We start from the raw sequence: 24,208 nt of genomic DNA on the forward strand, positions 1-24,208 counted from the left end.
CCCTTATTTTTATACGCTTTTGGACAACATTTTCCTGTGGGTATGGATCGACATGACGATACCAAACCCGGCCATCAACACGATCAGTGCCGAGCCCCCGTAACTCACCAGCGGCAGCGGTACGCCAACAACCGGCAGAATACCACTCACCATACCAATATTTACGAAGACATAAACGAACAAAATCAACATTAATCCACCCGCCATAACCCGGCCAAAGGTGGTCTGCGCGCGTGCGGCAATGTAGAGCCCACGCATGATCAACAGCACGTAGAGTGCAAGCAGCACCAGAATGCCAACCAGCCCTAACTCCTCAGCCAGAACGGCAAAGATAAAGTCGGTGTGGCGTTCCGGTAAAAATTCGAGCTGCGACTGTGTCCCGTGCAGCCAGCCTTTTCCGCGCAGGCCGCCGGAGCCAATCGCAATCTTCGACTGAATAATATGATAGCCTGCGCCCAGCGGATCGGTCTCGGGATCGAGCAGCATCATCACGCGCTGGCGCTGGTAATCATGCATCAGGAAGAACCAGAGAATAGGAATAAAGGCAGCCAGCAGGACCACCGCGATGCCGATCAGACGCCAGCTCAGGCCGGACAGGAACAGGACGAACAGGCCGGAGAGGGCGATGAGAATCGAGGTACCGAGGTCAGGCTGTGCGGCCACGAGCAGCGTCGGCAGGAAAATTAGCACCAGCGCAATGGCGGTATTCTTCAACGACGGCGGGCAGACGTCGCGGTTAATGAAGCGCGCCACCATCAGCGGAACGGCGATTTTGGCGATTTCTGACGGCTGGAAGCGGACAATCCCCAGATCCAGCCAGCGTTGCGCCCCCTTCGAGATAGCACCGAACGCATCTACTGCCACCAGCAAAATGATACAGAAAATATAGAGATAGGGCGCCCAGCCCTCATACACGCGCGGTGGTATTTGCGCCATCACCACCATAATGACCAGACCCATGGCGATCTGGCCAACTTTACGCTCCATCATGCCGATATCCTGGCCGCTGGCGCTCCAGATAACGAGGGCGCTGTACACCAGCAGAGCTAGCAGGATCAGCAGCATGGCAGGGTCGATGTGGATCTTGTCCCACAGCGATTTTTTATTCGGATTATCCGTCATGATTATTGGTCCTCCGCCGCAGCGGCTGCCGGGTTTTCAGCTGGCAGTTCGGTGTTGTTATCACCCAGCATGATGTGGTCGAGGATTTGACGCATGATGGTACCCACCGCCGGGCCTGCGCCGCCGTTCTCAAGAATCATCGCCACCGCAACCTGCGGGTTATCATAAGGGGCAAACGCCGTCATGAGCTTGTGGTCACGCAGACGTTCGGCAATTTTATGTGCGTTATAGGTTTCATTCGCTTTCAGACCGAAGACCTGAGCCGTACCTGATTTCGCGGCAACCTTATACGGTGCGCCAGCGAAATATTTGTGCGCCGTCCCGTTAGGGCGGTTGGCTACGCCATACATCCCGTCTTTCGCGATTTCCCAGTACCCGGAATGAATGTCACCCACCGGCGGCTCGTGCGGCTGTATCCATGGCACTTTTTTGCCGTCTTCTACGGTGCTTTGCAGCAGGTGCGGTACTTTCACAACGCCATCGTTGATGAGGATCATCATCGCCTTGTTCATTTGCAGCGGCGTTGCCGTCCAGTAGCCCTGGCCGATGCCCACCGGAATGGTATCACCCTGATACCAGGGTTTTTTAAAGCGCTTCAGCTTCCATTCGCGGGTTGGCATGTTGCCGGAACGTTCTTCCGCCAAATCTATACCGGTGTAATGTCCGTAGCCGAATTTGCTCATCCATTCAGACAGACGATCAATACCCATGTCGTAGGCGACCTGATAGAAGAAGGTATCCGCCGACTCCTCCAGTGATTTGGTCACGTTTAGATGGCCGTGACCCCATTTTTTCCAGTCACGGTAGCGTTTTTCAGAGCCAGGTAACTGCCACCAGCCAGGGTCAAACAGACTGGTATTACGGGTAATGACGCCCGCGCTCAGCGCAGAAACGGCGACATACGGTTTTACCGTTGAGGCTGGAGGATAAACCCCCTGCGTGGCGCGGTTCACCAGCGGGGTGTTTGGATCGTTGAGCAGGCCGGAGTAATCCTTGCTGGAGATGCCATCCACGAAGAGGTTCGGATCGTAGCTTGGCATAGAAACCATCGCCAGAATACCGCCGGTACGCGGGTCGGTCACGATCACGGCGGCCCGGCTACCCGCCAGCAGCGTTTCGATATACTGCTGTAGCTTCAGGTCGAGCGTCAGATAAACGTCATGTCCCGCCTGTGGGGGTACCTCTTTGAGCTGACGGATCACGCGGCCACGGTTGTTAACTTCAACCTCTTCATACCCGGTCTGACCGTGCAGGACATCTTCGTAATAACGTTCAATCCCAAGCTTGCCAATATCATGGGTTGCGGCGTAGTTAGCCAGCTTGCCGTCTTTATCAAGGCGTTCGACGTCTTTATCGTTAATTTTGGAGACGTAGCCTATGACGTGCGTCAGCGCGGAGCCGTAAGGATAGTAGCGGCGTTTATAGCCTTTGACTTCCACACCGGGGAAACGGTACTGGTTAACGGCAAAACGGGCGACCTGCACTTCCGTCAGGTTGGTTTTTACCGGAATAGAGGTGAAGCGGTGAGAACGTGCGCGCTCTTTTTTGAACGCAGCGATGTCGTCATCAGTCAGGTCGACAACGCTTCTCAGCGCGTTCAGCGTATCCTGCACGTTATCCACTTTCTCCGGCATCATCTCTATCTGGTAGATGGTGCGGTTTAGCGCCAGCGGGGTGCCGTTACGATCGTAGATAATGCCGCGGCTGGGCGCGATGGGTACCAGCTTGATACGGTTTTCGTTTGAGCGGGTCTGGTAATCGGTATAGCGGACAATTTGCAGATTATAGAGGTTGGCGATCAGCACGCCGGTAAGCAGCAAAATCCCCGTAAAGGCGACCAGCGCCCGGCGCACAAACAGCGCGGACTCAGCCGTATAGTCGCGAAAAGAATTCTGTAGTTTCATCCGCTGCTTAAATTACCCTGGTCTGTCATTACTCGCGGTGATAAGGGTGGTTGGTAGTGATGCTCCATGCGCGATACAAACTTTCTGCCACGAGAACCCGCACAAGCGGGTGGGGCAACGTCAGCGCCGAGAGTGACCAACTTTGTTCTGCTGCCGCTTTGCAGGCGGGAGATAACCCCTCTGGTCCGCCAATCAACAGACTGACGTCACGACCATCCTGCTTCCAGCGCTCCAGTTCGTGCGCCAGCTGCGGCGTATCCCAGGGTTTTCCCGGGATATCGAGGGTCACGATGCGGTTTTTGCCTGCGGCAGCCAGCATCAGCTCTCCCTCTTTATCGAGAATACGTTTGATATCTGCGTTCTTGCCGCGCTTTCCTGCTGGGATCTCCACCAGTTCGAACGGCATATCTTTTGGGAAACGACGCAGATACTCAGTAAAACCGGTTTGTACCCAGTCCGGCATTTTGGTGCCGACGGCGACCAGTTGCAACTTCACGCATTAACCCCAGAGTTTTTCCAGCTCATACAGGCGACGGCTCTCTTCCTGCATGACGTGGACAATCACATCGCCGAGATCGACAACCACCCAGTCAGCGGTCGCTTCACCTTCAACGCCCAGCGGAAGCAGCCCTGCCGCGCGCGATTCCTGAACAACATGGTCAGCAATCGAAACAACGTGACGAGTTGAGGTCCCGGTGCAGATGATCATGCAGTCGGTGATGCTGGATTTACCCTTAACGTCGATAGCGATGATGTCCTGACCTTTCAGGTCATCAATTTTGTCGATAACAAAATCCTGGAGTGCTTTACCCTGCAAGTTTTCCCCCTGGGTGAATGAGATTGTACAACTATGAATTCGTGGCCAGTCAGTATACCTGAACTGACGCCAGTCGCGGGACAAATGTCACCGCCCGGCTTTTGAAGGCGGGTATCATCCCACCCTCCGCCTGAGATTGCATCGCCATTTTTGTAAAACAATTTCTGTAAAGCAGCGATCGGCGGGAAAGTCTGGCAGCGGAGGATATCAGTATGGCTTAGCCTGTCAAGGCAGGATAAACATTAACAGACAATTTCGCCGGTGATGATCAGGCATCTGTACTTTTCTGATACAAACCGTGTGCGTGGATATAGGCCAGCACGGGCGAGGGCAGGAGATCGTCACAGTCTAAACCCTGCTGGAGACGCTCGCGGATGAGGGTCGCGGAAATATCAAACCACGGCGTTTCAGCGAGGTAAATTTTCCCGGCGGGTAGACTGTGCAGGTCTTCTATATTGTCCGTCAGATGCGCGTCAAGCCACTGCTGATGCTGCGCATCGCGCATGGTCAACGGGTAGCCCGGACGGCGGCAGACCAGCAGATGACTGTTTTCCAGAATGGTTTCGTACTGGTACCAGCTGGGAAAGTTGAGCAAGGAATCCTGGCCGATGATAAACGCCAGCGGTTGCATGGGCCCCTGCTCAGCGCGCCACTCCCGCAGCGTTTGCGATGTCCAGGAAGGGGTATCCCTGCGCAATTCGCGCTCATCCAGCGTGAAGAGAGGCTTATCTGCGATAGCCAGCGCGAGCATCGCTTTGCGCTGCTCGCTGGTTGCTTCTGGCTGAGGACGATGCGGAGGAACATTGTTGGGCATGATGATTACCCGCTGCAACCCAATCAAATTCGCGAGGATTTCTACCGGTTTAAGATGCCCATAGTGTACCGGGTCGAAGGTCCCGCCATACATTGCCTGTAAAGAATGCATATCACCCATCGATAAATACGTCTGCCAGCGCCTTATGGCAGAGCAGCAAAGAGAGGCTCTCCAGCTCCGCCCAGACAGACTGGCCGTAGTCCTGTTTTAACGTCAGTTCGGCGCGCATCAGAAGTTGCACTGCCTGACGCAACTGCTCCTGGCTCAGGCGGTTTATCGCCTCCGTGGTCATCGCCCGACGGTTCTGCCAGACGCGATGTTTATCGAATAAGGCGCGCAGGGGCGTATGTGCCGACTGACGTTTAAGGTTGTTCAGCAGCAGTAATTCGCGCTGGAGCGTGCGGAGCAGAATGACCGGCTCACTCCCTTCCAGGCGCAGCTGTTGCAGTATGTGCAGGGCTCGCTTACTTTTCGCCGACAGCAGCGCATCAACCCAGTGGAAGGGAGTAAAGTGCGCGGCATCATTCACCGCCTGTTCCACGCGCGGTAGCGTCAGCTTGCCATCGGGCCACAGCAGGGCGAGCCTGTCCAGCGCCTGCGCCAGTGCCAGAAGGTTGCCTTCATAGCAATAGCAAAGGAGCTGGCTGGCGGCATCATCCAGTTGCAGATTGTGCAGCTTTGCGCGCGCGGCAACCCATTTTGGCAGATGCGCCTGTTCTGGCGTCTGGCAGGTGACCAGTACCGCATTGGTAGCAAGCTGGGTAAACCAGGTCGCGTTTTCCTGCGCTTTCGTGAACTTGTTACCGCGTACGATAAGCAGCAGATCGCCGTGTAATAAACTCACCAGCATGGTCAGCTGTTCATTGATGGCCGAGTTAGGACCATTCTCTGGCAGCACGATCTGGATTGTCTGACGAGAGGCAAACAGGCTCATGGCCTGACAAAGCGAGAAGATAGCGTTCCAGTCGGTACTGTTATCGATCTGGAACGTATGATGCTCATCGAAACCCTGCGCGGCTGCCGCATGGCGAACCGCATCAAGGCTTTCCTGAAGTAACAGGGGGTCATTGCCGAGTAGCAGATAGGCCGCGCGCAGCCCTTCGTTGAGCTGCGCGCGGAGTTGTTCAGGATACAACCTGATCATCAGTTACCCAGCGACGTTGGCATATCCGGCGTGCTGGCATCCGGTGTTTCGATAACGTCAGCGCCTTTTTTCGTCGACGCGGCAATGGCAGGCAGTCTGCGGATCAGTTGCTCCGCGGCCTTATCATACATTTCCTTGATGATAATCTGCTGTTCGGCGTCTTTTGCCAGGGCCGTCTGCGGGTTATCGAAGAACGAGCGGTAGACTTTGGTATTGATAGGGTAAATATCTTTACCTGGCATTAAAACGGCCGCATCAACGGTAAGCACCATTTGATATTCCGCGGTTCGTCCATCCTGGAAGATCGATGCCGTGTCTTGTGACAGCGTTGATTTCAGGACGCGGAGCGAAGGAACATCCTGACGCAGGGTTCCCTTCTCGATCAGCTCAACATCGTTCAAACGCAGCTGGTTACGAATGGCCCGGCTCAGCGGACCATTCGGATCGGATGAGTCGAAGATCATTGTTTTCATCTGAGCCGGCACTGCCGTGGTATTGCGCAGGTGCCAGCCGCAGCCAGCGGTGACCAGCACCGCCAGAGATAAGAGTATTGTTGCCAGGTGTCGCACGTTTCCTCCCGCGCTTAGCCAACGACCAGATTCAGCAGTTTACCGGGTACGTAGATCACTTTACGTACGGTAACGCCCTCAAGGTATTTCGCGACCAGATGCTCCTGGCCTGCGCGCTCGCGAACCTGTTCTTCGGTTGCGTCGACCGCGACGGTAATTTTACCGCGCACTTTACCGTTAACCTGCACCACAACCAGCGTGGTGTTTTCCACCATAGCGGATTCATCCGCCACTGGCCACGGCGCGTTATCGATATCGCCTTCGCCTTTCAGCTCCTGCCACAGGGTGAAGCTAACGTGCGGCGTGAACGGGTTCAGCATGCGAACGACCGCCAGCAGCGCTTCGCGCATTAACGCGCGATCCTGCTCGCCGTCCTGCGGGGCTTTTGCCAGCTTGTTCATCAGTTCCATAATAGCCGCAATTGCGGTATTGAAGGTCTGACGACGACCAATATCATCGGTGACTTTCGCAATGGTTTTATGAACATCACGACGCAGCGCCTGCTGATCTTCGCTCAGTGCAGCCACGTTCAGCGCTGGCGCATCACCTTGTGAGGTGTGCTCGTAAACCAGTTTCCAGACGCGTTTCAGGAAGCGGTTTGCCCCTTCAACGCCGGATTCCTGCCATTCCAGCGTCATATCTGCCGGGGAGGCGAACATCATGAACAGACGCACGGTGTCAGCGCCGTAACGCTCAACCATCACCTGCGGGTCGATACCGTTATTTTTAGACTTGGACATCTTGCTCATGCCGGTATAAACCAGTTCATGACCTTCGGCGTCTTTCGCCTTCACGATACGGCCTTTCTCGTCGCGCTCCACAATCGCATCAACCGGAGAAACCCAGTTACGTTCACCGTTCGCGCCAACGTAGTAGAACGCATCTGCCAGCACCATACCCTGACACAGCAGCTGTTTTGCCGGTTCGTCGGAGTTGACCAGGCCTGCGTCACGCATCAGTTTGTGGAAGAAGCGGAAGTAGAGCAGGTGCATGATGGCGTGTTCAATGCCACCGATATAGATGTCTACCGGCAGCCAGTAGTTTGCAGCATCGGAATCCAGCATGCCTTCTTTGTACTGCGGGCAGGTGTAGCGCGCATAGTACCAGGAGGATTCCATAAAGGTGTCAAAGGTGTCGGTTTCACGCAGCGCTGGCTGACCGTTGACGGTGGTTTTTGCCCACTCAGGATCGGCTTTGATCGGGCTGGTGATGCCGTCCATGACCACGTCTTCCGGCAGGATCACCGGCAGCTGATCTTCCGGCGTTGGCATCACGGTGCCGTCTTCCAGGGTCACCATTGGGATTGGCGCACCCCAGTAACGCTGACGGGAAACGCCCCAGTCGCGCAGACGGTAGTTGACTTTACGCTCGCCCACGCCCAGGGAGGCCAGTTTGTCGGCGATGGCGTTGAAGCCCTCTTCGAAGCTCAGGCCGCTGAACTCACCGGAGTTAAACAGGGTGCCTTTTTCAGTCAGCGCTTGCTCAGAGAGATCGGGTTCAGAGCCGTCAGCAGCAAGAATAACAGGCTTGATGGTCAGGCCGTATTTGGTGGCAAATTCGTAGTCGCGCTGATCGTGACCCGGCACGGCCATCACGGCGCCTGTGCCGTATTCCATCAGTACGAAGTTGGCGGCCCAGACAGGGATCGCTTCGCCCGTCAGCGGGTGGATCGCTTTGAAGCCGGTATCAACGCCTTTTTTCTCCATCGTCGCCATGTCGGCTTCGGCCACTTTCGTGTTGCGGCATTCGTCGATAAAGGTCGCCAGCTCCGGATTGTTTTCCGCCGCTTTTTGCGCCAGCGGGTGACCTGCGGCCACGGCCAGGTAGGTCGCGCCCATGAAGGTGTCCGGACGGGTGGTGTAGACGGTCAGCGTCTGGTCGTAGTTTTCTACGTTAAAGGTAATTTCCACACCTTCGGAACGGCCGATCCAGTTGCGCTGCATGGTCTTAACGGTGTCAGGCCAGTGATCCAGATTATCCAGATCGTTCAGCAGTTCGTCAGCGTAGGCGGTGATTTTGATAAACCACTGCGGGATCTCTTTACGCTCTACTTTGGTGTCACAGCGCCAGCAGCAGCCATCGATAACCTGCTCGTTCGCGAGAACGGTCTGGTCGTTCGGGCACCAGTTAACGGCGGACGTTTTCTTGTAGACCAGGCCTTTTTTATACAGCTCGGTGAAGAACTTCTGCTCCCAGCGGTAGTATTCCGGGGTACAGGTTGCCAGCTCGCGGCTCCAGTCATAGCCAAAGCCCAGCATTTTCAGCTGGTTTTTCATGTACGCGATGTTGTCGTACGTCCACGGAGCCGGTGCCGTGTTGTTTTTCACCGCCGCGCCTTCAGCAGGCAGGCCGAACGCATCCCAGCCGATAGGCTGAAGTACGTTTTTGCCCAGCATACGCTGGTAGCGTGCAATCACGTCACCGATGGTGTAGTTACGCACGTGGCCCATGTGTAGTCGACCAGAAGGATAGGGAAGCATCGACAGGCAGTAATACTTCTCTTTGCTCTCGTCTTCGGTTACTTCAAAGGTGCGCTTCTCGTCCCAGTGTTGCTGGACTTTTGATTCTATCTCTTCCGGGCGGTATTGCTCTTGCATGGCAGCCAGTGGTCCTGTGTTCAATACAGCTACAAATGTAGCCAATGGATGTGGTAATTCAGATCCGCATAGCATAGCCCAAACGCCCGCGTCAAAACAGCCTTTCACGCAAATGCACTTTGCAGGAATTTACCGGGTCTGTGCTTCACCTGACAAAGCGGCGACGAAATAAGGTCTATTATTAGAGACAGTTACTTACCCGGGAGGCAAAATGATGAACAAGGTTGCTCAATTTTACCGTGAACTGGTAGCGACTCTGACGGAAAGGCTGCGTAACGGCGAGCGTGATATCGACGCGTTGGTCGAACAGGCACGCGCACGCGTAACGCAAACGGGTGAGTTATCGCGAACCGAAGTGGAAGAGGTGACGCGCGCCGTGCGCCGCGACCTGGAAGAGTTTGCGCGAAGCTATGAAGAGAGCCAGGACGAAATCGCCGACAGTGTTTTTATGCGGGTAATTAAAGAGAGCCTGTGGCAGGAGCTGGCGGATATTACCGATAAAACCCAACTGGAGTGGCGCGAGGTGTTCCAGGATTTAAACCACCACGGTGTCTATCACAGCGGCGAAGTGGTGGGGCTGGGGAACCTGGTGTGTGAGAAGTGCCACCACCATATCGCCGTTTATACGCCGGAGGTGCTGTCGCTGTGTCCGAAATGCGGGCACGACCAGTTCCAGCGTCGGCCGTTTGAGCCGTAGGTAAAAGCAAAACGGCAACGTCGTTGCCGTTTTTAGTGTCTGCTCCCTCTCCCTGTGGGTGAGGGCATCAGGCCGCAGAATAATAAGCCAGCCTCTCCGCCAGCAAATCCACAAACGCTTTCCGATCGATATCCACCATCACTGTGGTATTCGGCTTGTTTCCCGTCAGCGAGTAATAGTCCACCACCGTCATTCCCTGGGTATATTTCCCCTGTGTTTCCACACCAACCCAACGCTCGACCGTAGTAAACATTTCCGGCTTCAGTAGCCAGGCGATGGTGCATGGGTCATGCAGCGGGGCGCCGTGGAATCCCCACTTCTCGGCTTTGTGATACTCCATAAAGAAATCGAGCAGCTCTGCCACGGTTGTTGCAACCGGGTTACCCACAGTACGAAATCGTTCGATGTCCTGCGCCATAATTTGTGCGCGGTGGGTAACGTCCAGCCCCGCCATCACAATCGGTAGGCCCGACTGGAAGACGATTTCTGCGGCTTCCGGGTCAACAAAGATGTTGAACTCCGCGGCTGGCGTCCAGTTCCCCAGCCCCATTGCCCCGCCCATGATGACGATACGGGCGATATTGCTGTGCAGTTCAGGATGGCTGTTCAGCAGCAGCGCTACGTTGGTCTGTGGGCCGGTCGCCACCAGCGTCACGGGCTCTGCGCTTTCACGCAGAACTTTCGCCATGAGCTCGACGGCAGTACAGTTTTGTGGTGCGAAACCCGGCTCCGGCAGCGCCGGGCCATCCAGCCCACTTTCACCGTGAACGTTATCCGCAATGATCAGCTCGCGCATTAGCGGCTTAATGGCGCCACCTGCGACCGGAATATCGGTGCGTTTTAGCAGCGTTAACATGCGCAACACGTTTCGCAGGGTTTTATCCGGCGTCTGGTTCCCTGCAGAGGCGGTGACAGCTTTTACGTCCAGTTCAGGGGAGGCAAGAGCAAGGACGAGTGCGATTGCGTCATCATGACCCGGATCGCAGTCGAGAATAATAGGCTGTGCCATGGCGTTCTCCATTCTTAGCATTATTTGTGACAAGGTTAACGCTGCGATGTGACGCCGAATAGAAAAAGAGATCTAAAGCGTGAAGCAGTGCGCAATCCACAGATTGCGCACTAAAAAGATTAATGCAGGATTTTGGCGAGGAAGTCTTTTGCACGTTCAGATTTAGGATTTGCGAAGAACTCTTCTTTCGGTGAGTCTTCAACAATTTTCCCTTCATCCATGAAGATCACACGGTTGGCCACTTTACGGGCGAAGCCCATTTCGTGCGTCACCACCATCATGGTCATCCCTTCGTGCGCCAGTTCCACCATAACGTCCAGCACTTCGTTGATCATCTCAGGATCGAGCGCGGACGTCGGCTCATCAAACAGCATCGCCACCGGATCCATGCACAGCGCACGCGCGATTGCCACGCGCTGCTGTTGGCCGCCCGAAAGCTGCGCCGGGAACTTATCCGCATGTGCAGACAGCCCGACGCGTTCCAGCAACTTCAGCCCCTTTTCACGCGCCGCTTTTTTGTCGCGCTTCAGCACTTTCACCTGCGCCAGCGTCAGGTTCTCAATGATGGAGAGGTGAGGGAACAGCTCAAAATGCTGGAACACCATCCCAACGTGGGAGCGAAGCTGGGCAAGGTTGGTTTTGCGGTCATTCACTTTGGTGCCGTTAACGACAATCTCGCCCTGCTGGACAGGTTCCAGCCCATTAACGGTTTTGATAAGCGTCGACTTACCGGAGCCGGACGGGCCGCATACCACCACCACATCGCCTTTTTTCACTTCTGTTGAGCAGTCGGTCAGCACCTGAAAGTGCCCATACCATTTAGAAACATTTTTCAGGGAAATCATTATACGGTCCTTTTCTTCAGCCAGCTGACCAACAGCGATGCGCTTAAACTAATCACAAAATAGACCCCGCCCGCGAAGAGGATCATCTCAACCTGCGTTCCGTCACGTTCGCCAATGGTGGAGGCGGTACGGAAGAAGTCTGCCAGGCTCAGCACGTAGACCAGGGAGGTATCCTGGAACAGGACGATGCCCTGCGTCAGCAGCAGCGGAACCATGGCGCGAAACGCCTGTGGCAGAATAATAAGCTTCATGGACTGCCAGTGCGTCATACCGAGCGCCAGCGCAGCGCTGGACTGCCCGCGCGAGATACTCTGAATACCTGCGCGGATGATCTCGGAGTAGTAGGCGGCTTCAAACATGGAGAATGCCACCATGGCAGAGATCAGGCGGATATCGGTTTTCGGCGACAGTCCCAGCACGTTCTGTAAAAAGCCGGGAACAATCAGGTAAAACCACAACAGCACCATGACCAGTGGAATGGAGCGGAACACGTTAACGTAAGCCGTAGCAAACCAGGCGAGCGGTTTAAAGCTCGACAGGCGCATCACTGCCAGCAGGGTGCCCCAGACAATACCGACGATAATGGCGATTACGGTAATCTTTAAGGTGATCGCCAGGCCATCCAGCAGATAAGGCATGGAGGGAACAATGGAACTCCAGTCAAATTCGTACATTATTTGCCCCCCAGATTGCCCGGCAGGCGTACTTTGCGTTCAACCAGGTTCATCACCAGCATGATGAAAGCGTTAATCAGAACATAGGCGAGCGTGATTGCCGTGAAGGATTCCCATGCATGAGCGGAGTAATCCAGCAGTTTGCCCGCCTGCGCCGCCATATCTACCAGACCAATGGTTGAGGCGATGGCCGAGTTTTTTACCAGGTTCATCATCTCGGAGGTCATCGGCGGAACGATGACGCGGTAAGCGTTAGGCAGCAGTACGTAACGGTAGGCTTGTGGCAGGGTCAGGCCCATCGCCAGTGCCGCATTCTTTTGTCCGCGTGGCAGTGACTGTATGGCGGCACGCACCTGCTCGCAGACGCGCGCAGCGGTGAACAGTCCCAGACACAGCATGGAGGAGACAAAGAATTGTACGTTAGGATCCAGCTCGGCCTTGAACCACATGCCGAGATCTTCCGGCAGCAGTTCCGGGATCACCAGATACCAGGTAAAGAACTGCACGATCAGCGGAACGTTACGGAACAGTTCCACATAGAGCGTGCCAATCGAAGAGAGAAAACGGTTAGGGACGGTACGCAGAATACCGAACAGCGAACCGACAAGAAACGCGATAATCCACGCCGTTATCGATAACGCAACGGTAACCTGAAAGCCGCTCCACAGCCAGCCGAGATAGGTGGTGTTGCCGAACGGGGCTTGTTGCAGAAAGATGCCCCAGTTCCAGTCAATTGACATAGTAAACTCCAGAAAAAAGAGGGTAGCAGCGCTACCCTCGAAGATTGGTGAGAAGCTCAATTTTTGCGCTGAGTGGGGAACGACCACTCAACGTATAGTCTGTCCATGCTTCCCGACAATCGAGAGGGCAGGAGATCCCGCCCCTGTCGTTCTAGTTAGTTAAGAGCTTTGTCGTTTGGTGATTTGAACAGCGCTTTCATGTCGTCAGACAGTTCAAAGTTCATGTTCAGGTTTTTTGGTGGAATTGGGTTCTTGAACCATTTGTCGAACCATTTTGCCGCTTCGCCAGAGGTTTGCGCCTGAGCGATGGTGTCATCGATCAGCTTTTTGAAGCCTTCATCGCCTTTACGCAGCATACAGCCGTAAGCTTCTTTCGACTGCGCAGTCCCGACGATTTCCCAGTTGTCTGGTTTCTTCGCCTTGGCGCGCTCGCCTGCCAGCAGAGCGTCATCCATCATAAACGCAACGGCACGACCGCTTTCCAGGGTACGGAAGGAGTCGCCGTGATCTTTCGCGCTGATGATGCGCATGTCCATTTTCTTCTCGTCGTTCAGCTTGTGCAGCAGCACTTCGGACGTGGTACCGGAGGTCACGACAACCGCTTTGCCTTTCAGGTCAGCAAAATCTTTGATATCGCCGCCTTTCTTCGTCAGCAGGCGGGTGCCTACAACGAAGATAGTGTCCGAGAAAGCGGCCTGTTTCTGACGCTCAAGGTTGTTGGTGGTTGAGCCACATTCAAAATCAAATGTGCCGTTTTGCAGCAGAGGAATACGGTTCTGTGAAGTGATGGGGATCAGCTTCACTTGCAGGTCAGGTTTGTTCAGCTTTTTCTTCACGGCTTCAACGATGGCGTTGGAGTAATCCTGTGAATAGCCCACGACTTTTTGCGTGTTGTCGTAGTAAGAGAACGGGACAGAAGATTCACGGTGGCCGACCACGATCACGCCGTTTTTGGCAATCTTGTCGAGAGTGCTTCCTGCTGCCGGAGCGTCTTCAGCGTGAACGATACCCGCAGACATTCCCATAACCAGCATTGCTGTGGCCAGTTTACGTAATTGCATACCCAACTCCTTTCTTATCAGCGCCAGTGACGCTTTGATACCCATTGTGATGTTGTTATATCTCGCGCAATGCGAGTGCAGTGTTATGCAAGCTTGTTAACATTTAGTCTGGCTTAATGTAAAGATTTTGCTGCGTTATTGTTTATTTTTGCGAAGCGCGCCGCACCATTCAGAGGCAATAATCTCTCGTTGCACCGTTTCGGTGCTACCGGAGATCCATGCTGGTGCGACAAGGTTGCACGTTAAGCCAGACAGCGTTTGCGTAATTAAACAAAGCAACAGGCGTGCCAGAATTGAAGTTTAGGAGGAAATTGTCGGGTGGCGGCTGCGCCGGAGAGTAGGCCGGGTAAGGCGTAGCCGCCACCCGGCAACAGAAGGCCAGGTTATCTACGACGCTGACGCAGGCTCATCACTACGGCGGCAAAACCGAACAGCGTGGTCAGGATCCACAGCGGCCAGTTCCCGGTGCGCGCATAAGGCGTCAGGCCCGTAGCTGGCGTCACTTTCGTGGTCAGCACCTCACGGGTGAACTGCGGGATCATGGCCTGGATTTCACCCTGCGGGCCAATCACGGCGGTGATGCCGTTATTGGTGCTGCGCAACAGCGGACGTGCCAGCTCCAGAGAACGCATTCGTGCCATCTGGAAGTGCTGCCACGGGCCGATCGATTTACCGAACCACGCATCGTTTGAGATGGTCAGCAGATAGTCGGTGTCCGGGCGGAAGTTATCGCGCACCTGCTCGCCGAGGATAATCTCGTAGCAAATAGCGGCCGTCAGGGCAAAACCGTGCGCATGCAGCTGCGGCTGAACGTAAGGGCCCCGGCTGAATGAGGACATCGGCAGGTCAAAGAACGGTGCCAGTGGGCGCAGAATAGACTCCAGCGGAACAAATTCGCCAAACGGTACAAGGTGATTTTTGTTGTAACGATTGGTGAAGGTATAGCTGTATTCGCTGTCCTTACCGAGCGTAATGATCGTGTTGTACGTGTCATAGCGGTTCTGCTGATTGAGACGCGCATCCACAATTCCGGTAATCAGCGTACTGCCGCGCGCGCGCAGCAGATCGTCCATCATCTTCAGGAAGGGCTGCTGATTGATCTCCAGATCCGGGATCGCAGACTCAGGCCAGATGATGAGCTGCGATTTGCCCATCACCTTTTCAGTGGCGTTGGCGTAGATTTTCAGCGTGTTCAGCAGCTGATTCTCATCCCATTTCAATGACTGCGGGATATCGCCCTGTATCAACGATACCTGCGTGGCGCGCGCGGGCTCCAGCGTGAACCACTGGATATAACGCAGTGGGAAAGGCAGGGCAAACAGGATTAACGCGGCAACCAGCGGCTTCCAGTTACGTGTCACCAGAGCCAGCACCAGCAGGCCGCTGACCGCCATGAGCAGGAAGTTAATCGCCTCCACGCCCATGACGGGAGCCAGACCTTTCAGCGGGCCGTCCACCTGGCTATAGCCGAACTGCAACCACGGGAAGCCGGTCAGTACCCAGCCGCGCAGAAATTCGGTGATTTGCCAGACAACGGGAGCCGCTATCGCGACGCGCAGCCAGGTCGTTTTAGGCCACAGACGAGATAGAATACCGGCGAACAGGCCAGTGTAGAGCGAAAGATAGGCGGCGAGCAGCACAACCAGGAAGACGTTAACCGGCCCCGGCATTCCGCCAAATTGCGCGATACTGACGTAGACCCAGTTGATACCAGAGCCAAACAGCCCCAGCCCCCAGAAGTAGCCTATGGCCGCGGCCTGTACCGGACGACGGTTCAGGGTAAGACCCTGTAGCCCCATCAGGGAGAGAATAGCGGCTGGCCAGATATCGTAAGGAGAAAAAGCCAGCGTACCGCTGGCTCCGAGTAACAGCGCCAGCAGCAAACGGACGCGCTGGCGTTCAAAGAGTGGGGCAAATGCCATTTACATTAATCTTCCAGTTTTGGCACCGGTGAGTCGTCCGGCATTCTGACATGAACCTGAATAATACGTCGGCTGTCAGCCATTGCGACCTTGAACTGGTAACCATCGATGTCAACGGTTTCACCGCGGGCCGGAAGATGGCCGAAGGCCTGCATCACCAGACCACCAATGGTGTCCACTTCTTCATCGCTGAAGCTGGTGCCAAAGGTGTCATTGAAGTCTTCAATGGAGGCCAGCGCGCGCACGGTCCAGGTGTGGCGGCTCAGCTGACGGAAGTCGATATCCTCTTCTTCGTCATACTCATCTTCGATTTCGCCCACGATCAGCTCAAGGATGTCTTCGATTGTGACCAGACCGGAAACGCCACCAAATTCATCAATAACAATCGCCATGTGATAGCGCTGGGAGCGAAACTCCTTCAGCATCCGATCCACACGTTTACTTTCCGGCACAACCACGGCCGGGCGTAACACTTTTTCCATACTGAAGGCTTCGGCATCGCTGCGCATAAACGGCAGCAGATCTTTCGCCATCAAAATCCCTTCGATGTGATCTTTGTCTTCGCTGATGACCGGGAAACGTGAGTGAGCCGATTCGATAATCACATCGAGGCACTCGTCCAGCGTCTGGTTGCGTTTCAGGGTAATCATCTGCGAGCGGGGGATCATGATGTCGCGGACGCGCTGGTCGGCGATGTCCATCACCCCTTCGAGCATTTCGCGCGTATCTTCGTCGATAAGGTCGTTCTGCCCGGAATCACGAATCAGCTCCAGCAGTTCATCACGGTTTTTCGGTTCGCCGTGGAAAAGCTGGTTCAGGATGAGGGAGAAAAATCCCTTTTTAGTGGTTGTCGTGTCGCTACTGTGTGAATTGTCGTCGCTCATGGCGTTTGTTAAGGGTTCTCTTGTTAGTTCAACGTTAACCGCCGCGCTATGTCCCTGCGCGGCGGCATGGTAGTCAGTGACTGACTATTCTTTCTCGGCAATGTACGGATCCTCATAGCCCAGAGCAAGCATTATCTCTGTCTCAAGGGATTCCATCTCTTCCGCTTCGTCATCTTCAATATGGTCGTAACCCAGAAGATGCAGGCTACCGTGCACCACCATGTGTGCCCAGTGCGCTTCCAGCGGCTTTTGCTGCTCTTTGGCTTCCTGCTCAACCACCTGACGGCAGATGATCAGATCGCCCAGCAGCGGCATCTCAATGCCCGGAGGGGCTTCGAACGGGAAAGAGAGCACATTGGTCGGCTTATCTTTCCCGCGATAGGTCAGGTTGAGCTCATGGCTTTCTGCTTCATCCACCAGGCGAATCGTGACCTCTGATTCTTCCTGAAACTGGGGGATAACGGCATCCAGCCATTTCTGAAACTGTGCCTCTTCTGGCATGCCGGAATTATCTTCACAGGCCAGCTGTAAATCGAGGATCACCTGACTCATTTCTGTTCATGCTCCTGCGCTTCGCGCTTACGTTCTGCGGCCAGCTCGGCCCTGCGCTTCTGATCTGCCTCTTCCCAGGCCTCATAAGCGTTAACGATACGCGCGACCACCGGGTGGCGTACCACGTCTTCACTGTGGAAGAAGTTGAAGCTGATTTCCTCTACCTCGGCCAGGACTTCGATGGCGTGACGCAGACCCGATTTGGTGTTACGCGGCAGGTCAATCTGGGTGACGTCACCGGTAATAACCGCTTTCGAGTTAAAGCCAATACGCGTCAGGAACATCTTCATCTGTTCGATGGTGGTGTTCTGGCTCTCATCCAGAATGATGAACGCGTCGTTAAGTGTACGCCCACGCATGTAGGCCAGCGGGGCCACTTCAATCACGTTACGCTCGATGAGCTTTTCAACTTTCTCGAAGCCAAGCATTTCGAACAGCGCGTCGTACAGTGGGCGCAGGTAGGGGTCCACTTTCTGACTTAAATCGCCCGGCAGGAAGCCGAGTTTCTCACCGGCTTCTACAGCAGGGCGGGTCAGCAGGATACGGCGGATCTCCTGACGCTCAAGTGCATCGACCGCAGCAGCAACGGCCAGATAGGTTTTACCCGTACCCGCCGGACCCACGCCAAAGGTGATGTCATGGTCGAGAATGTTGGCGATGTACTGTGCCTGGTTCGGGGTACGAGGCTTAATCACGCCGCGTTTGGTTTTAATGTTGATGGCTTTGCCATAGTCCGGCACGCTTTCCGCGCTCTGCTCAAGCACGCGCGCCTCTTTGATGGCCAGGTGGATCTGTTCAGGTTCAATATCCTGGATCTCACCGCGCATCGGGGCGGTATCAACATACAGGCTGCGGAGAATATCTGCCGCGGCGTTGACGCAGATTGGGCGTCCGGTGAGTTTGAAATGGTTATCGCGACGATTGATTTCGATACCCAGACGTCGCTCCAGTTGTTTGATGTTGTCATCAAACGGCCCGCACAGGCTCAGCAGGCGAGCGTTGTCTGCGGGCTCAAGGCTAATTTCACGCGTATCTATGTTCAAACTGTTCCTCTTTATTTGGTTAACTGACCTGTGGCCACACGGCGTAATAAAACGGTCATTACCGAAATTATTCACGCCATAGAATAAAGGCGCAAGCGTTGCGGTAGATATTGGGGGTGATGAGAGGAAATACAAGGCCTGCCGGACAGGCAGGCCAGAGGGATCAGGGCTGGTAAATACCTACGCCAGAATCGTTGACTTTACGGGTGCGAGAGATAACGGATTCCGGAGTCTGTGCAATACGCAGACCCATTTCGTCCTCAGTGCGTACCACCTTCCCGCGCAGCGAGTTCTTGAGCACTTCGACAATCTCGACGTCCACAAACTTACCAATCATGTCCGGGGTGCCTTCAAAATTCACCACGCGGTTATTTTCGGTTCGACCAGACAGTTCCATGATGCTCTTACGGGAAGTGCCTTCCACCAGAATACGCTGGACAGTGCCGAGCATACGACGGCTCCAGGCGTTGGCCTGCTGGTTGATACGCTCCTGCAAAATATACAGACGCTGCTTTTTCTCTTCTTCCGGCACATCGTCAACCATATCGGCCGCTGGGGTGCCCGGGCGTGCTGAGAAGATGAAGCTGTAGCTGACGTCGAAATTCACCTCGCCGATGAGCTTCATGGTGCGCTCGAAGTCATCAGCGGTTTCGCCAGGGAAGCCGACGATAAAGTCGGAGCTAATCTGGATATCCGGGCGCGCTTCACGCAGCTTGCGGATGGTGGACTTATACTCCAGCACCGTATGTGGACGACCCATCAGATTCAGCACGCGGTCAGAGCCGCACTGGATCGGCAGGTGCAGGAAGCTCACCAGCTCTGGCGTATCGCGATAGACGTCAATAATGTCGTCGGTAAATTCCATCGGATGGCTGGTGGTAAAGCGAATGCGGTCAATGCCGTCAATCGCCGCCACCAGACGCAGCAGTTCAGCAAAGCTGCCGGTGGTGCCGTCGTAGTTTTCCCCGCGCCAGGCGTTCACATTCTGGCCCAGCAGGTTCACTTCGCGAACGCCCTGCGCGGCAAGCTGCGCGATTTCAAACAGGATATCGTCTGCCGGGCGGCTCACTTCTTCACCGCGGGTGTAAGGTACCACGCAGTAAGTACAGTATTTGTTGCAGCCTTCCATGATGGAGACGAAGGCGGTCGGGCCATCAGCGCGCGGCTCTGGCAGACGGTCAAATTTCTCGATCTCCGGGAAACTCACGTCAACCACTGGGCTACGGCTGCCGCGAACCTGATTAATCATCTCTGGCAGGCGGTGCAGGGTCTGAGGGCCAAAAACGATATCCACATAGGGGGCTCTCTGGCGGATCAGCTTACCTTCCTGCGATGCGACGCAGCCACCCACGCCAATGATCAGGTCCGGATTTTTCCGTTTGAGAAGCTTCCAGCGGCCTAACACATGAAAGACTTTTTCCTGTGCTTTTTCACGAATTGAACAGGTGTTCAGCAGCAGCACATCGGCTTCTTTCGCATTTTCAGTCAGCTGGTATCCGTGGGTGGTATCCAGCAGATCGGCCATCTTAGATGAATCGTATTCGTTCATCTGACAGCCCCAGGTTTTTATATGGAGTTTTTTAGTCATCGACTTGCTCAGCTCAGGATTGCAAGCCGCGTATTGTAATGCTTTGGTGCGGTTGTGACCAGTATGAAGGTTGTCAACCTCAGGGCCGCAAAAATCCGGTAAACTTAAGGTATTCTCCAATAAGGAATAGTGACCATGACACTCCTGAACACCGAAGTTGCCGTTGTTGGCGGCGGTATGGTCGGCGGCGCACTGGCGCTGGGGCTGGCGCAGCAGGGATTTGACGTAACCGTTATTGAACAGGCGGCTCCGCCGGTATTCGATCCTTCCAGCCAACCGGACGTGCGTATTTCCGCCATCAGCGCGTCCTCTGTTGATCTGCTTCGCGGGCTGGGCGTCTGGGAGGCGGTGCTGGCGATGCGCGCGCACCCTTACAGCCGTCTTGAAACCTGGGAGTGGGAAAATGCTCACGTCTCGTTTGACGCCGCCGAGCTGAAACTGCCGCGCCTGGGCTATATGGTGGAAAACAACGTGCTCCAGCAGGCACTCTGGCAGGCGCTGGAGGCGCACCCGAAGGTGACGCTGCGCGTTCCGGACTCGCTGAAAGCCCTGCATCGTCATGAAGGTGGATATCTCCTGACGCTGGATAACAACGATGAGCTGGCCGTGAAGCTGTTGGTGGGGGCGGATGGCGCGAACTCGCAGGTCAGGCAGATGGCAGGCATTGGGATCCATGCCTGGCAGTATCAGCAGTCCTGCATGCTGATCACCGTGCAGTCAGAAAACGCGCCGGGCGAAAGCACCTGGCAGCATTTTACGCCGAACGGCCCGCATGCATTCTTACCGTTGTTTGATAACTGGGCTTCGCTGGTGTGGTACGACAAGCCGGCGCGCATTCGACAGTTGCAGGGGCTGTCCATGGATCAGTTGCAGCGCGAAATCCGCCAGCACTTCCCGCGCCGTCTGGGTAACGTGACCCCGGTTGCCGCTGGCGCATTCCCGCTGATGCGACGCCATGCGTTGCAGTATGCCCGTGAAGGGCTGGCCCTGGTGGGAGACGCGGCGCACACCATTCATCCGCTGGCGGGGCAGGGGGTTAACCTGGGATACCGTGACGTCGATGCGTTACTGGATGTGCTGGGTAACGCTCGCGCCCACGCGGAAGCCTGGGCCAGCCATCAGGTACTGAAGCGCTACCAGACGCGCCGTATGGCGGATAACTTCATTATGCAGTCGGGGATGGATCTCTTCTATGCCGGGTTCAGCAATGACGTGGGTCCGGTGCGGATATTGCGCAATATCGGACTGATGGCGGCGGAGCGCGCCGGTGGTCTGAAGCGTCAGGCACTGAAATACGCCCTCGGACTCTAATCTTTATTCCCTCTCCCCGTGGGAGAGGGTTAGGGTGAGGGCATCAGGCCGCACTATTCTGAGCAACAAAAACAAAAAAGCCCGCAGAGCGGGCTTGTTTGTTTTAAGTGGCTGGGGTGCAGGGATTCGAACCCCGGAATGCTGGTATCAGAAACCAGAGCCTTACCGCTTGGCGACACCCCAATTGCGTTAAACAAACTGCTTAACGACTTTAAAGTGGCTGGGGTACGAGGATTCGAACCTCGGAATGCCGGAATCAGAATCCGGTGCCTTACCGCTTGGCGATACCCCAACAATGTTCAGTTTACCGAATCGTATTCGATAACATAAATATGGTGGCTACGACGGGATTCGAACCTGTGACCCCATCATTATGAGTGATGTGCTCTAACCAACTGAGCTACGTAGCCAGTACTGCAATCTTCGATGGCTGGGGTACCTGGATTCGAACCAGGGAATGCCGGTATCAAAAACCGGTGCCTTACCGCTTGGCGATACCCCAATACCGCGGAGAACCGCATGATCGAAGAAATATGGCTGGGGTACCTGGATTCGAACCAGGGAATGCCGGTATCAAAAACCGGTGCCTTACCGCTTGGCGATACCCCATCCGTGCAACGCTTACCTGGGAATGGTGCGGGAGGCGAGACTTGAACTCGCACACCTTGCGGCGCCAGAACCTAAATCTGGTGCGTCTACCAATTTCGCCACTCCCGCAAAAAAGATGGTGGCTACGACGGGATTCGAACCTGTGACCCCATCATTATGAGTGATGTGCTCTAACCAACTGAGCTACGTAGCCATCTTTTTTTCGCGTTACCTTATCGGCGTTGCGGGGCGCATTATGCGTATAGACCCTTGCAGCGTCAACACCTTTTTCAATGAAAATAGCCGGAATGTGACTGTTTGGTTAGGTTGCGAACAGCGAGGCCGAATATTCGACAATTATTGGTTATTAATCGATTTTATGCGGGGAAAAGAGAGGAAAAAAAATCAGGCCCCGGAGGGCCTGATGATACTCTGAACATTATTTATAGGCAGACTGGTGAACGCCCACTGCGCGTCCTGACGGATCGTTCATGGCTTTGAAGGATTCATCCCATTCAATGGCTTTAGCAGAAGAGCAGGCGACCGATGGACCACCCGGTACGCACTCGGCTGCACTTGGAACCGGGAACAGCTCCTCAAAGATCTCACGGTACAAATACGCTTCTTTCGAGGCTGGCGTGTTGTACGGGAAGCGGAAGCTCGCAGTTTCCAGTTGTTGATCAGAAACCTGTTTTGCCGCCACCTCTTTCAGGGTGTCGATCCAGCTGTAACCTACGCCATCGGAGAACTGCTCTTTCTGACGCCACGCCACGCTCGCCGGCAGGTAGGATTCAAAACATTCACGCAGGATATGTTTCTCCATTTTGCCGTTGCCGCACATTTTGTCCTGCGGGTTGATGCGCATCGCCACATCGAGGAATTTCTTATCGAGGAACGGCACGCGGGCTTCCACACCCCAGGCGGACATCGCTTTGTTGGCGCGCGCGCAGTCAAACATGTGTAGCGCCTGTAGCTTACGCACCGTTTCTTCATGCAGCTCTTTGGCGTTTGGCGCTTTGTGGAAATAGAGATAACCGCCAAACACTTCGTCAGAACCTTCGCCGGAGAGCACCATCTTGATGCCCATCGCTTTGATCTTCCGCGACATCAAATACATCGGCGTGGAGGCGCGAATGGTGGTCACATCATAGGTTTCAATGTGATAGATCACATCGCGGATCGCATCCAGACCTTCCTGTACGGTGAAGTGAATTTCATGGTGCACCGTGCCGAGATGGTTCGCCACTTCCTGGGCGGCTTTCAGGTCAGGTGCCCCTTCCAGACCCACGGCAAAGGAGTGCAGCTGCGGCCACCAGGCTTCAGAGCGCTCCTGATCTTCCACGCGACGTGCAGCGAATTTCTTGGTGATCGCGGAGATCACGGAGGAGTCCAGACCGCCGGAGAGCAGTACGCCATAAGGTACGTCTGACATCAGGTGGCTTTTCACTGACTCTTCCAGGGCCTGACGCAGTTCGGCTTTATCCGTCACGTTGTCTTTCACCGCTTCATAATCAAACCAGTCGCGCTGGTAGTACGGGTGGATCTCGCCGTCTTTACTCCACAGGTAGCTACCTGCCGGGAACTCTTTGATGGTGCGGCACACCGGTACCAGGGCTTTCATCTCTGAGGCAACGTAGAAGTTACCGTGTTCATCGTGTCCCATGTACAGCGGGATAATACCAATATGGTCGCGGCCAATCAGGTAAGCGTCTTTTTCGCTGTCGTACAGCGCGAAGGCGAACATACCTTGCAGGTCGTCGAGGAACTCCGGGCCTTTCTCCTGATACAGCGCCAGGATCACTTCGCAGTCTGAGCCGGTCTGAAACGCGTAGCGATCGCCGTACTCAGCGCGCAGCGCCTGATGGTTGTAAATTTCACCGTTAACAGCAAGCGCGTGCGTTTTTTTCTCGTTATACAGCGGCTGTGCGCCAGCGTTGACATCAACAATGGAAAGACGTTCGTGAGCCAGAATCGCTTTATCGCTGGCGTAAACGCCTGACCAGTCCGGACCGCGATGGCGCATCAGGCGGGACAATTCGAGTGCTTTTTTACGCAGTTCGCCCGCGTCAGTTTTAATATCCAGTACGCCAAAAATAGAACACATAACCTTCTCCGTTAACCCTGTTGCGTTGTGATGTTGCTTGCTTATGAAAATGCCGCAAAAAGGGGAGGGGGCGCAAGCGATTTACCGATGAAAACGTAAAAAGTGCAATGGCAATTGCCGAATCTTAAAAAAAGAGTATGCATTAAGCCATTCTATTGATGATTTCTCAATGAAGAGCTGATTTCGTTAGATGAAGTGATATTTTCAGGCGGCAGAAATGAAA

Annotated in this window: 21 protein-coding genes and 7 tRNA genes; 2 read left to right on the forward strand and 26 right to left on the reverse strand. The window is 54.9% G+C overall.

Translation table 11 applies throughout. The annotated features are described in order from the left end of the window. Positions 1-9: 9 nt before the first annotated feature. The 8 genes from mrdB to leuS all read right to left on the reverse strand — a co-directional run bounded on the left by mrdB (position 10) and on the right by leuS (position 8,967). Positions 10-1,122, reverse strand: coding sequence for a peptidoglycan glycosyltransferase MrdB (gene mrdB / locus L3069_RS06020; RefSeq protein ID WP_022647428.1), 1,113 nt, complete (start codon positions 1,120-1,122; stop codon positions 10-12). Positions 1,123-1,124: 2 nt separating this feature from the next. Next, the gene (gene mrdA, locus L3069_RS06025) at positions 1,125-3,026 is read right to left on the reverse strand and encodes a peptidoglycan DD-transpeptidase MrdA (protein ID WP_015571138.1); all 1,902 of its coding nucleotides are present in this window, start codon (positions 3,024-3,026) and stop codon (positions 1,125-1,127) included. 28 nt (positions 3,027-3,054) lie between these two features. After that, the gene (rlmH, locus tag L3069_RS06030) at positions 3,055-3,522 is read right to left on the reverse strand and encodes a 23S rRNA (pseudouridine(1915)-N(3))-methyltransferase RlmH (protein WP_003858701.1); all 468 of its coding nucleotides are present in this window, start codon (positions 3,520-3,522) and stop codon (positions 3,055-3,057) included. Between the two features lie 3 nt (positions 3,523-3,525). Beyond that, entirely contained in the window at positions 3,526-3,843 is a 318-nt protein-coding gene (gene rsfS, locus L3069_RS06035) for a ribosome silencing factor (protein ID WP_003858696.1), read from the reverse strand. Positions 3,844-4,111: 268 nt separating this feature from the next. Beyond that, entirely contained in the window at positions 4,112-4,777 is a 666-nt protein-coding gene (nadD, locus tag L3069_RS06040) for a nicotinate-nucleotide adenylyltransferase (RefSeq protein ID WP_023299589.1), read from the reverse strand. Then, the gene (holA, locus tag L3069_RS06045) at positions 4,770-5,801 is read right to left on the reverse strand and encodes a DNA polymerase III subunit delta (protein WP_023299590.1); all 1,032 of its coding nucleotides are present in this window, start codon (positions 5,799-5,801) and stop codon (positions 4,770-4,772) included. The genes nadD and holA overlap by 8 nt, the downstream gene beginning before the upstream one ends. Beyond that, complete coding sequence (gene lptE, locus L3069_RS06050) at positions 5,801-6,370, reverse strand: LPS assembly lipoprotein LptE (RefSeq protein ID WP_022647432.1); 570 nt, start codon at positions 6,368-6,370, stop codon at positions 5,801-5,803. The genes holA and lptE overlap by 1 nt, the downstream gene beginning before the upstream one ends. A gap of 14 nt (positions 6,371-6,384) precedes the next feature. Beyond that, complete coding sequence (gene leuS, locus L3069_RS06055) at positions 6,385-8,967, reverse strand: leucine--tRNA ligase (RefSeq protein ID WP_015571136.1); 2,583 nt, start codon at positions 8,965-8,967, stop codon at positions 6,385-6,387. A gap of 214 nt (positions 8,968-9,181) precedes the next feature. Between leuS and L3069_RS06060 the strand changes: the two genes are divergently transcribed. Beyond that, complete coding sequence (locus L3069_RS06060) at positions 9,182-9,664, forward strand: zinc ribbon-containing protein (protein ID WP_032621827.1); 483 nt, start codon at positions 9,182-9,184, stop codon at positions 9,662-9,664. A gap of 67 nt (positions 9,665-9,731) precedes the next feature. Here the strand turns inward: L3069_RS06060 and rihA are convergent, their stop codons facing one another. From rihA to miaB, 10 genes are all read right to left on the reverse strand, one after another. Continuing rightward, a complete protein-coding gene (gene rihA, locus L3069_RS06065) occupies positions 9,732-10,673 on the reverse strand; it encodes a pyrimidine-specific ribonucleoside hydrolase RihA (protein WP_038415684.1) in 942 nt (313 codons plus the stop codon). 119 nt (positions 10,674-10,792) lie between these two features. Continuing rightward, positions 10,793-11,518, reverse strand: a complete 726-nt coding sequence (locus L3069_RS06070) for an amino acid ABC transporter ATP-binding protein (protein WP_006809622.1) — start codon at positions 11,516-11,518, stop codon at positions 10,793-10,795. Then, positions 11,518-12,192, reverse strand: a complete 675-nt coding sequence (gene gltK / locus L3069_RS06075; protein ID WP_022647437.1) for a glutamate/aspartate ABC transporter permease GltK — start codon at positions 12,190-12,192, stop codon at positions 11,518-11,520. Before gltK ends, L3069_RS06070 begins: the two co-directional genes overlap by 1 nt. Then, positions 12,192-12,932 (reverse strand): glutamate/aspartate ABC transporter permease GltJ, encoded by a 741-nt coding sequence (gltJ, locus tag L3069_RS06080; protein ID WP_015571133.1) that lies wholly within the window; start codon positions 12,930-12,932, stop codon positions 12,192-12,194. Before gltJ ends, gltK begins: the two co-directional genes overlap by 1 nt. Before the next feature lie 155 nt (positions 12,933-13,087). Beyond that, entirely contained in the window at positions 13,088-13,993 is a 906-nt protein-coding gene (locus L3069_RS06085) for an amino acid ABC transporter substrate-binding protein (RefSeq protein ID WP_022647438.1), read from the reverse strand. A gap of 383 nt (positions 13,994-14,376) precedes the next feature. Next, complete coding sequence (gene lnt / locus L3069_RS06090; RefSeq protein WP_038415685.1) at positions 14,377-15,915, reverse strand: apolipoprotein N-acyltransferase; 1,539 nt, start codon at positions 15,913-15,915, stop codon at positions 14,377-14,379. A 5-nt stretch (positions 15,916-15,920) separates the two neighbouring features. After that, on the reverse strand, positions 15,921-16,799 hold the full coding sequence (gene corC / locus L3069_RS06095; RefSeq protein WP_003858679.1) for a CNNM family magnesium/cobalt transport protein CorC: 879 nt from the start codon (positions 16,797-16,799) through the stop codon (positions 15,921-15,923). Positions 16,800-16,883: 84 nt separating this feature from the next. Beyond that, positions 16,884-17,351 (reverse strand): rRNA maturation RNase YbeY, encoded by a 468-nt coding sequence (gene ybeY / locus L3069_RS06100; protein ID WP_003858677.1) that lies wholly within the window; start codon positions 17,349-17,351, stop codon positions 16,884-16,886. Beyond that, positions 17,348-18,394, reverse strand: a complete 1,047-nt coding sequence (locus L3069_RS06105) for a PhoH family protein (RefSeq protein ID WP_003858674.1) — start codon at positions 18,392-18,394, stop codon at positions 17,348-17,350. Before L3069_RS06105 ends, ybeY begins: the two co-directional genes overlap by 4 nt. Before the next feature lie 163 nt (positions 18,395-18,557). Beyond that, complete coding sequence (gene miaB, locus L3069_RS06110) at positions 18,558-19,982, reverse strand: tRNA (N6-isopentenyl adenosine(37)-C2)-methylthiotransferase MiaB (protein WP_038415686.1); 1,425 nt, start codon at positions 19,980-19,982, stop codon at positions 18,558-18,560. A gap of 135 nt (positions 19,983-20,117) precedes the next feature. Here miaB and ubiF point away from each other — a divergent pair, with 135 nt between their 5' ends. Continuing rightward, positions 20,118-21,293, forward strand: coding sequence for a 3-demethoxyubiquinol 3-hydroxylase (gene ubiF, locus L3069_RS06115; RefSeq protein WP_038415687.1), 1,176 nt, complete (start codon positions 20,118-20,120; stop codon positions 21,291-21,293). A gap of 108 nt (positions 21,294-21,401) precedes the next feature. Here ubiF and L3069_RS06120 read toward each other — a convergent pair. The 8 genes from L3069_RS06120 to asnB all read right to left on the reverse strand — a co-directional run bounded on the left by L3069_RS06120 (position 21,402) and on the right by asnB (position 23,985). Then, a tRNA-Gln gene (locus L3069_RS06120) sits at positions 21,402-21,476 on the reverse strand. 34 nt (positions 21,477-21,510) lie between these two features. After that, a tRNA-Gln gene (locus L3069_RS06125) sits at positions 21,511-21,585 on the reverse strand. 41 nt (positions 21,586-21,626) lie between these two features. Continuing rightward, positions 21,627-21,703, reverse strand: a tRNA-Met gene (locus L3069_RS06130). A 17-nt stretch (positions 21,704-21,720) separates the two neighbouring features. Next, a tRNA-Gln gene (locus L3069_RS06135) sits at positions 21,721-21,795 on the reverse strand. A 32-nt stretch (positions 21,796-21,827) separates the two neighbouring features. Beyond that, positions 21,828-21,902: transfer RNA gene (locus L3069_RS06140), tRNA-Gln, on the reverse strand. 23 nt (positions 21,903-21,925) lie between these two features. Beyond that, a tRNA-Leu gene (locus L3069_RS06145) sits at positions 21,926-22,010 on the reverse strand. A gap of 8 nt (positions 22,011-22,018) precedes the next feature. Next, positions 22,019-22,095: transfer RNA gene (locus tag L3069_RS06150), tRNA-Met, on the reverse strand. Between the two features lie 225 nt (positions 22,096-22,320). Beyond that, entirely contained in the window at positions 22,321-23,985 is a 1,665-nt protein-coding gene (gene asnB, locus L3069_RS06155) for an asparagine synthase B (protein WP_038415688.1), read from the reverse strand. Between the last annotated feature and the right edge of the window lie 223 nt (positions 23,986-24,208).

The organism is Enterobacter cloacae complex sp. ECL411, assembly GCF_021869665.1.
In the GTDB taxonomy this organism is placed as follows: domain Bacteria; phylum Pseudomonadota; class Gammaproteobacteria; order Enterobacterales; family Enterobacteriaceae; genus Enterobacter; species Enterobacter intestinihominis.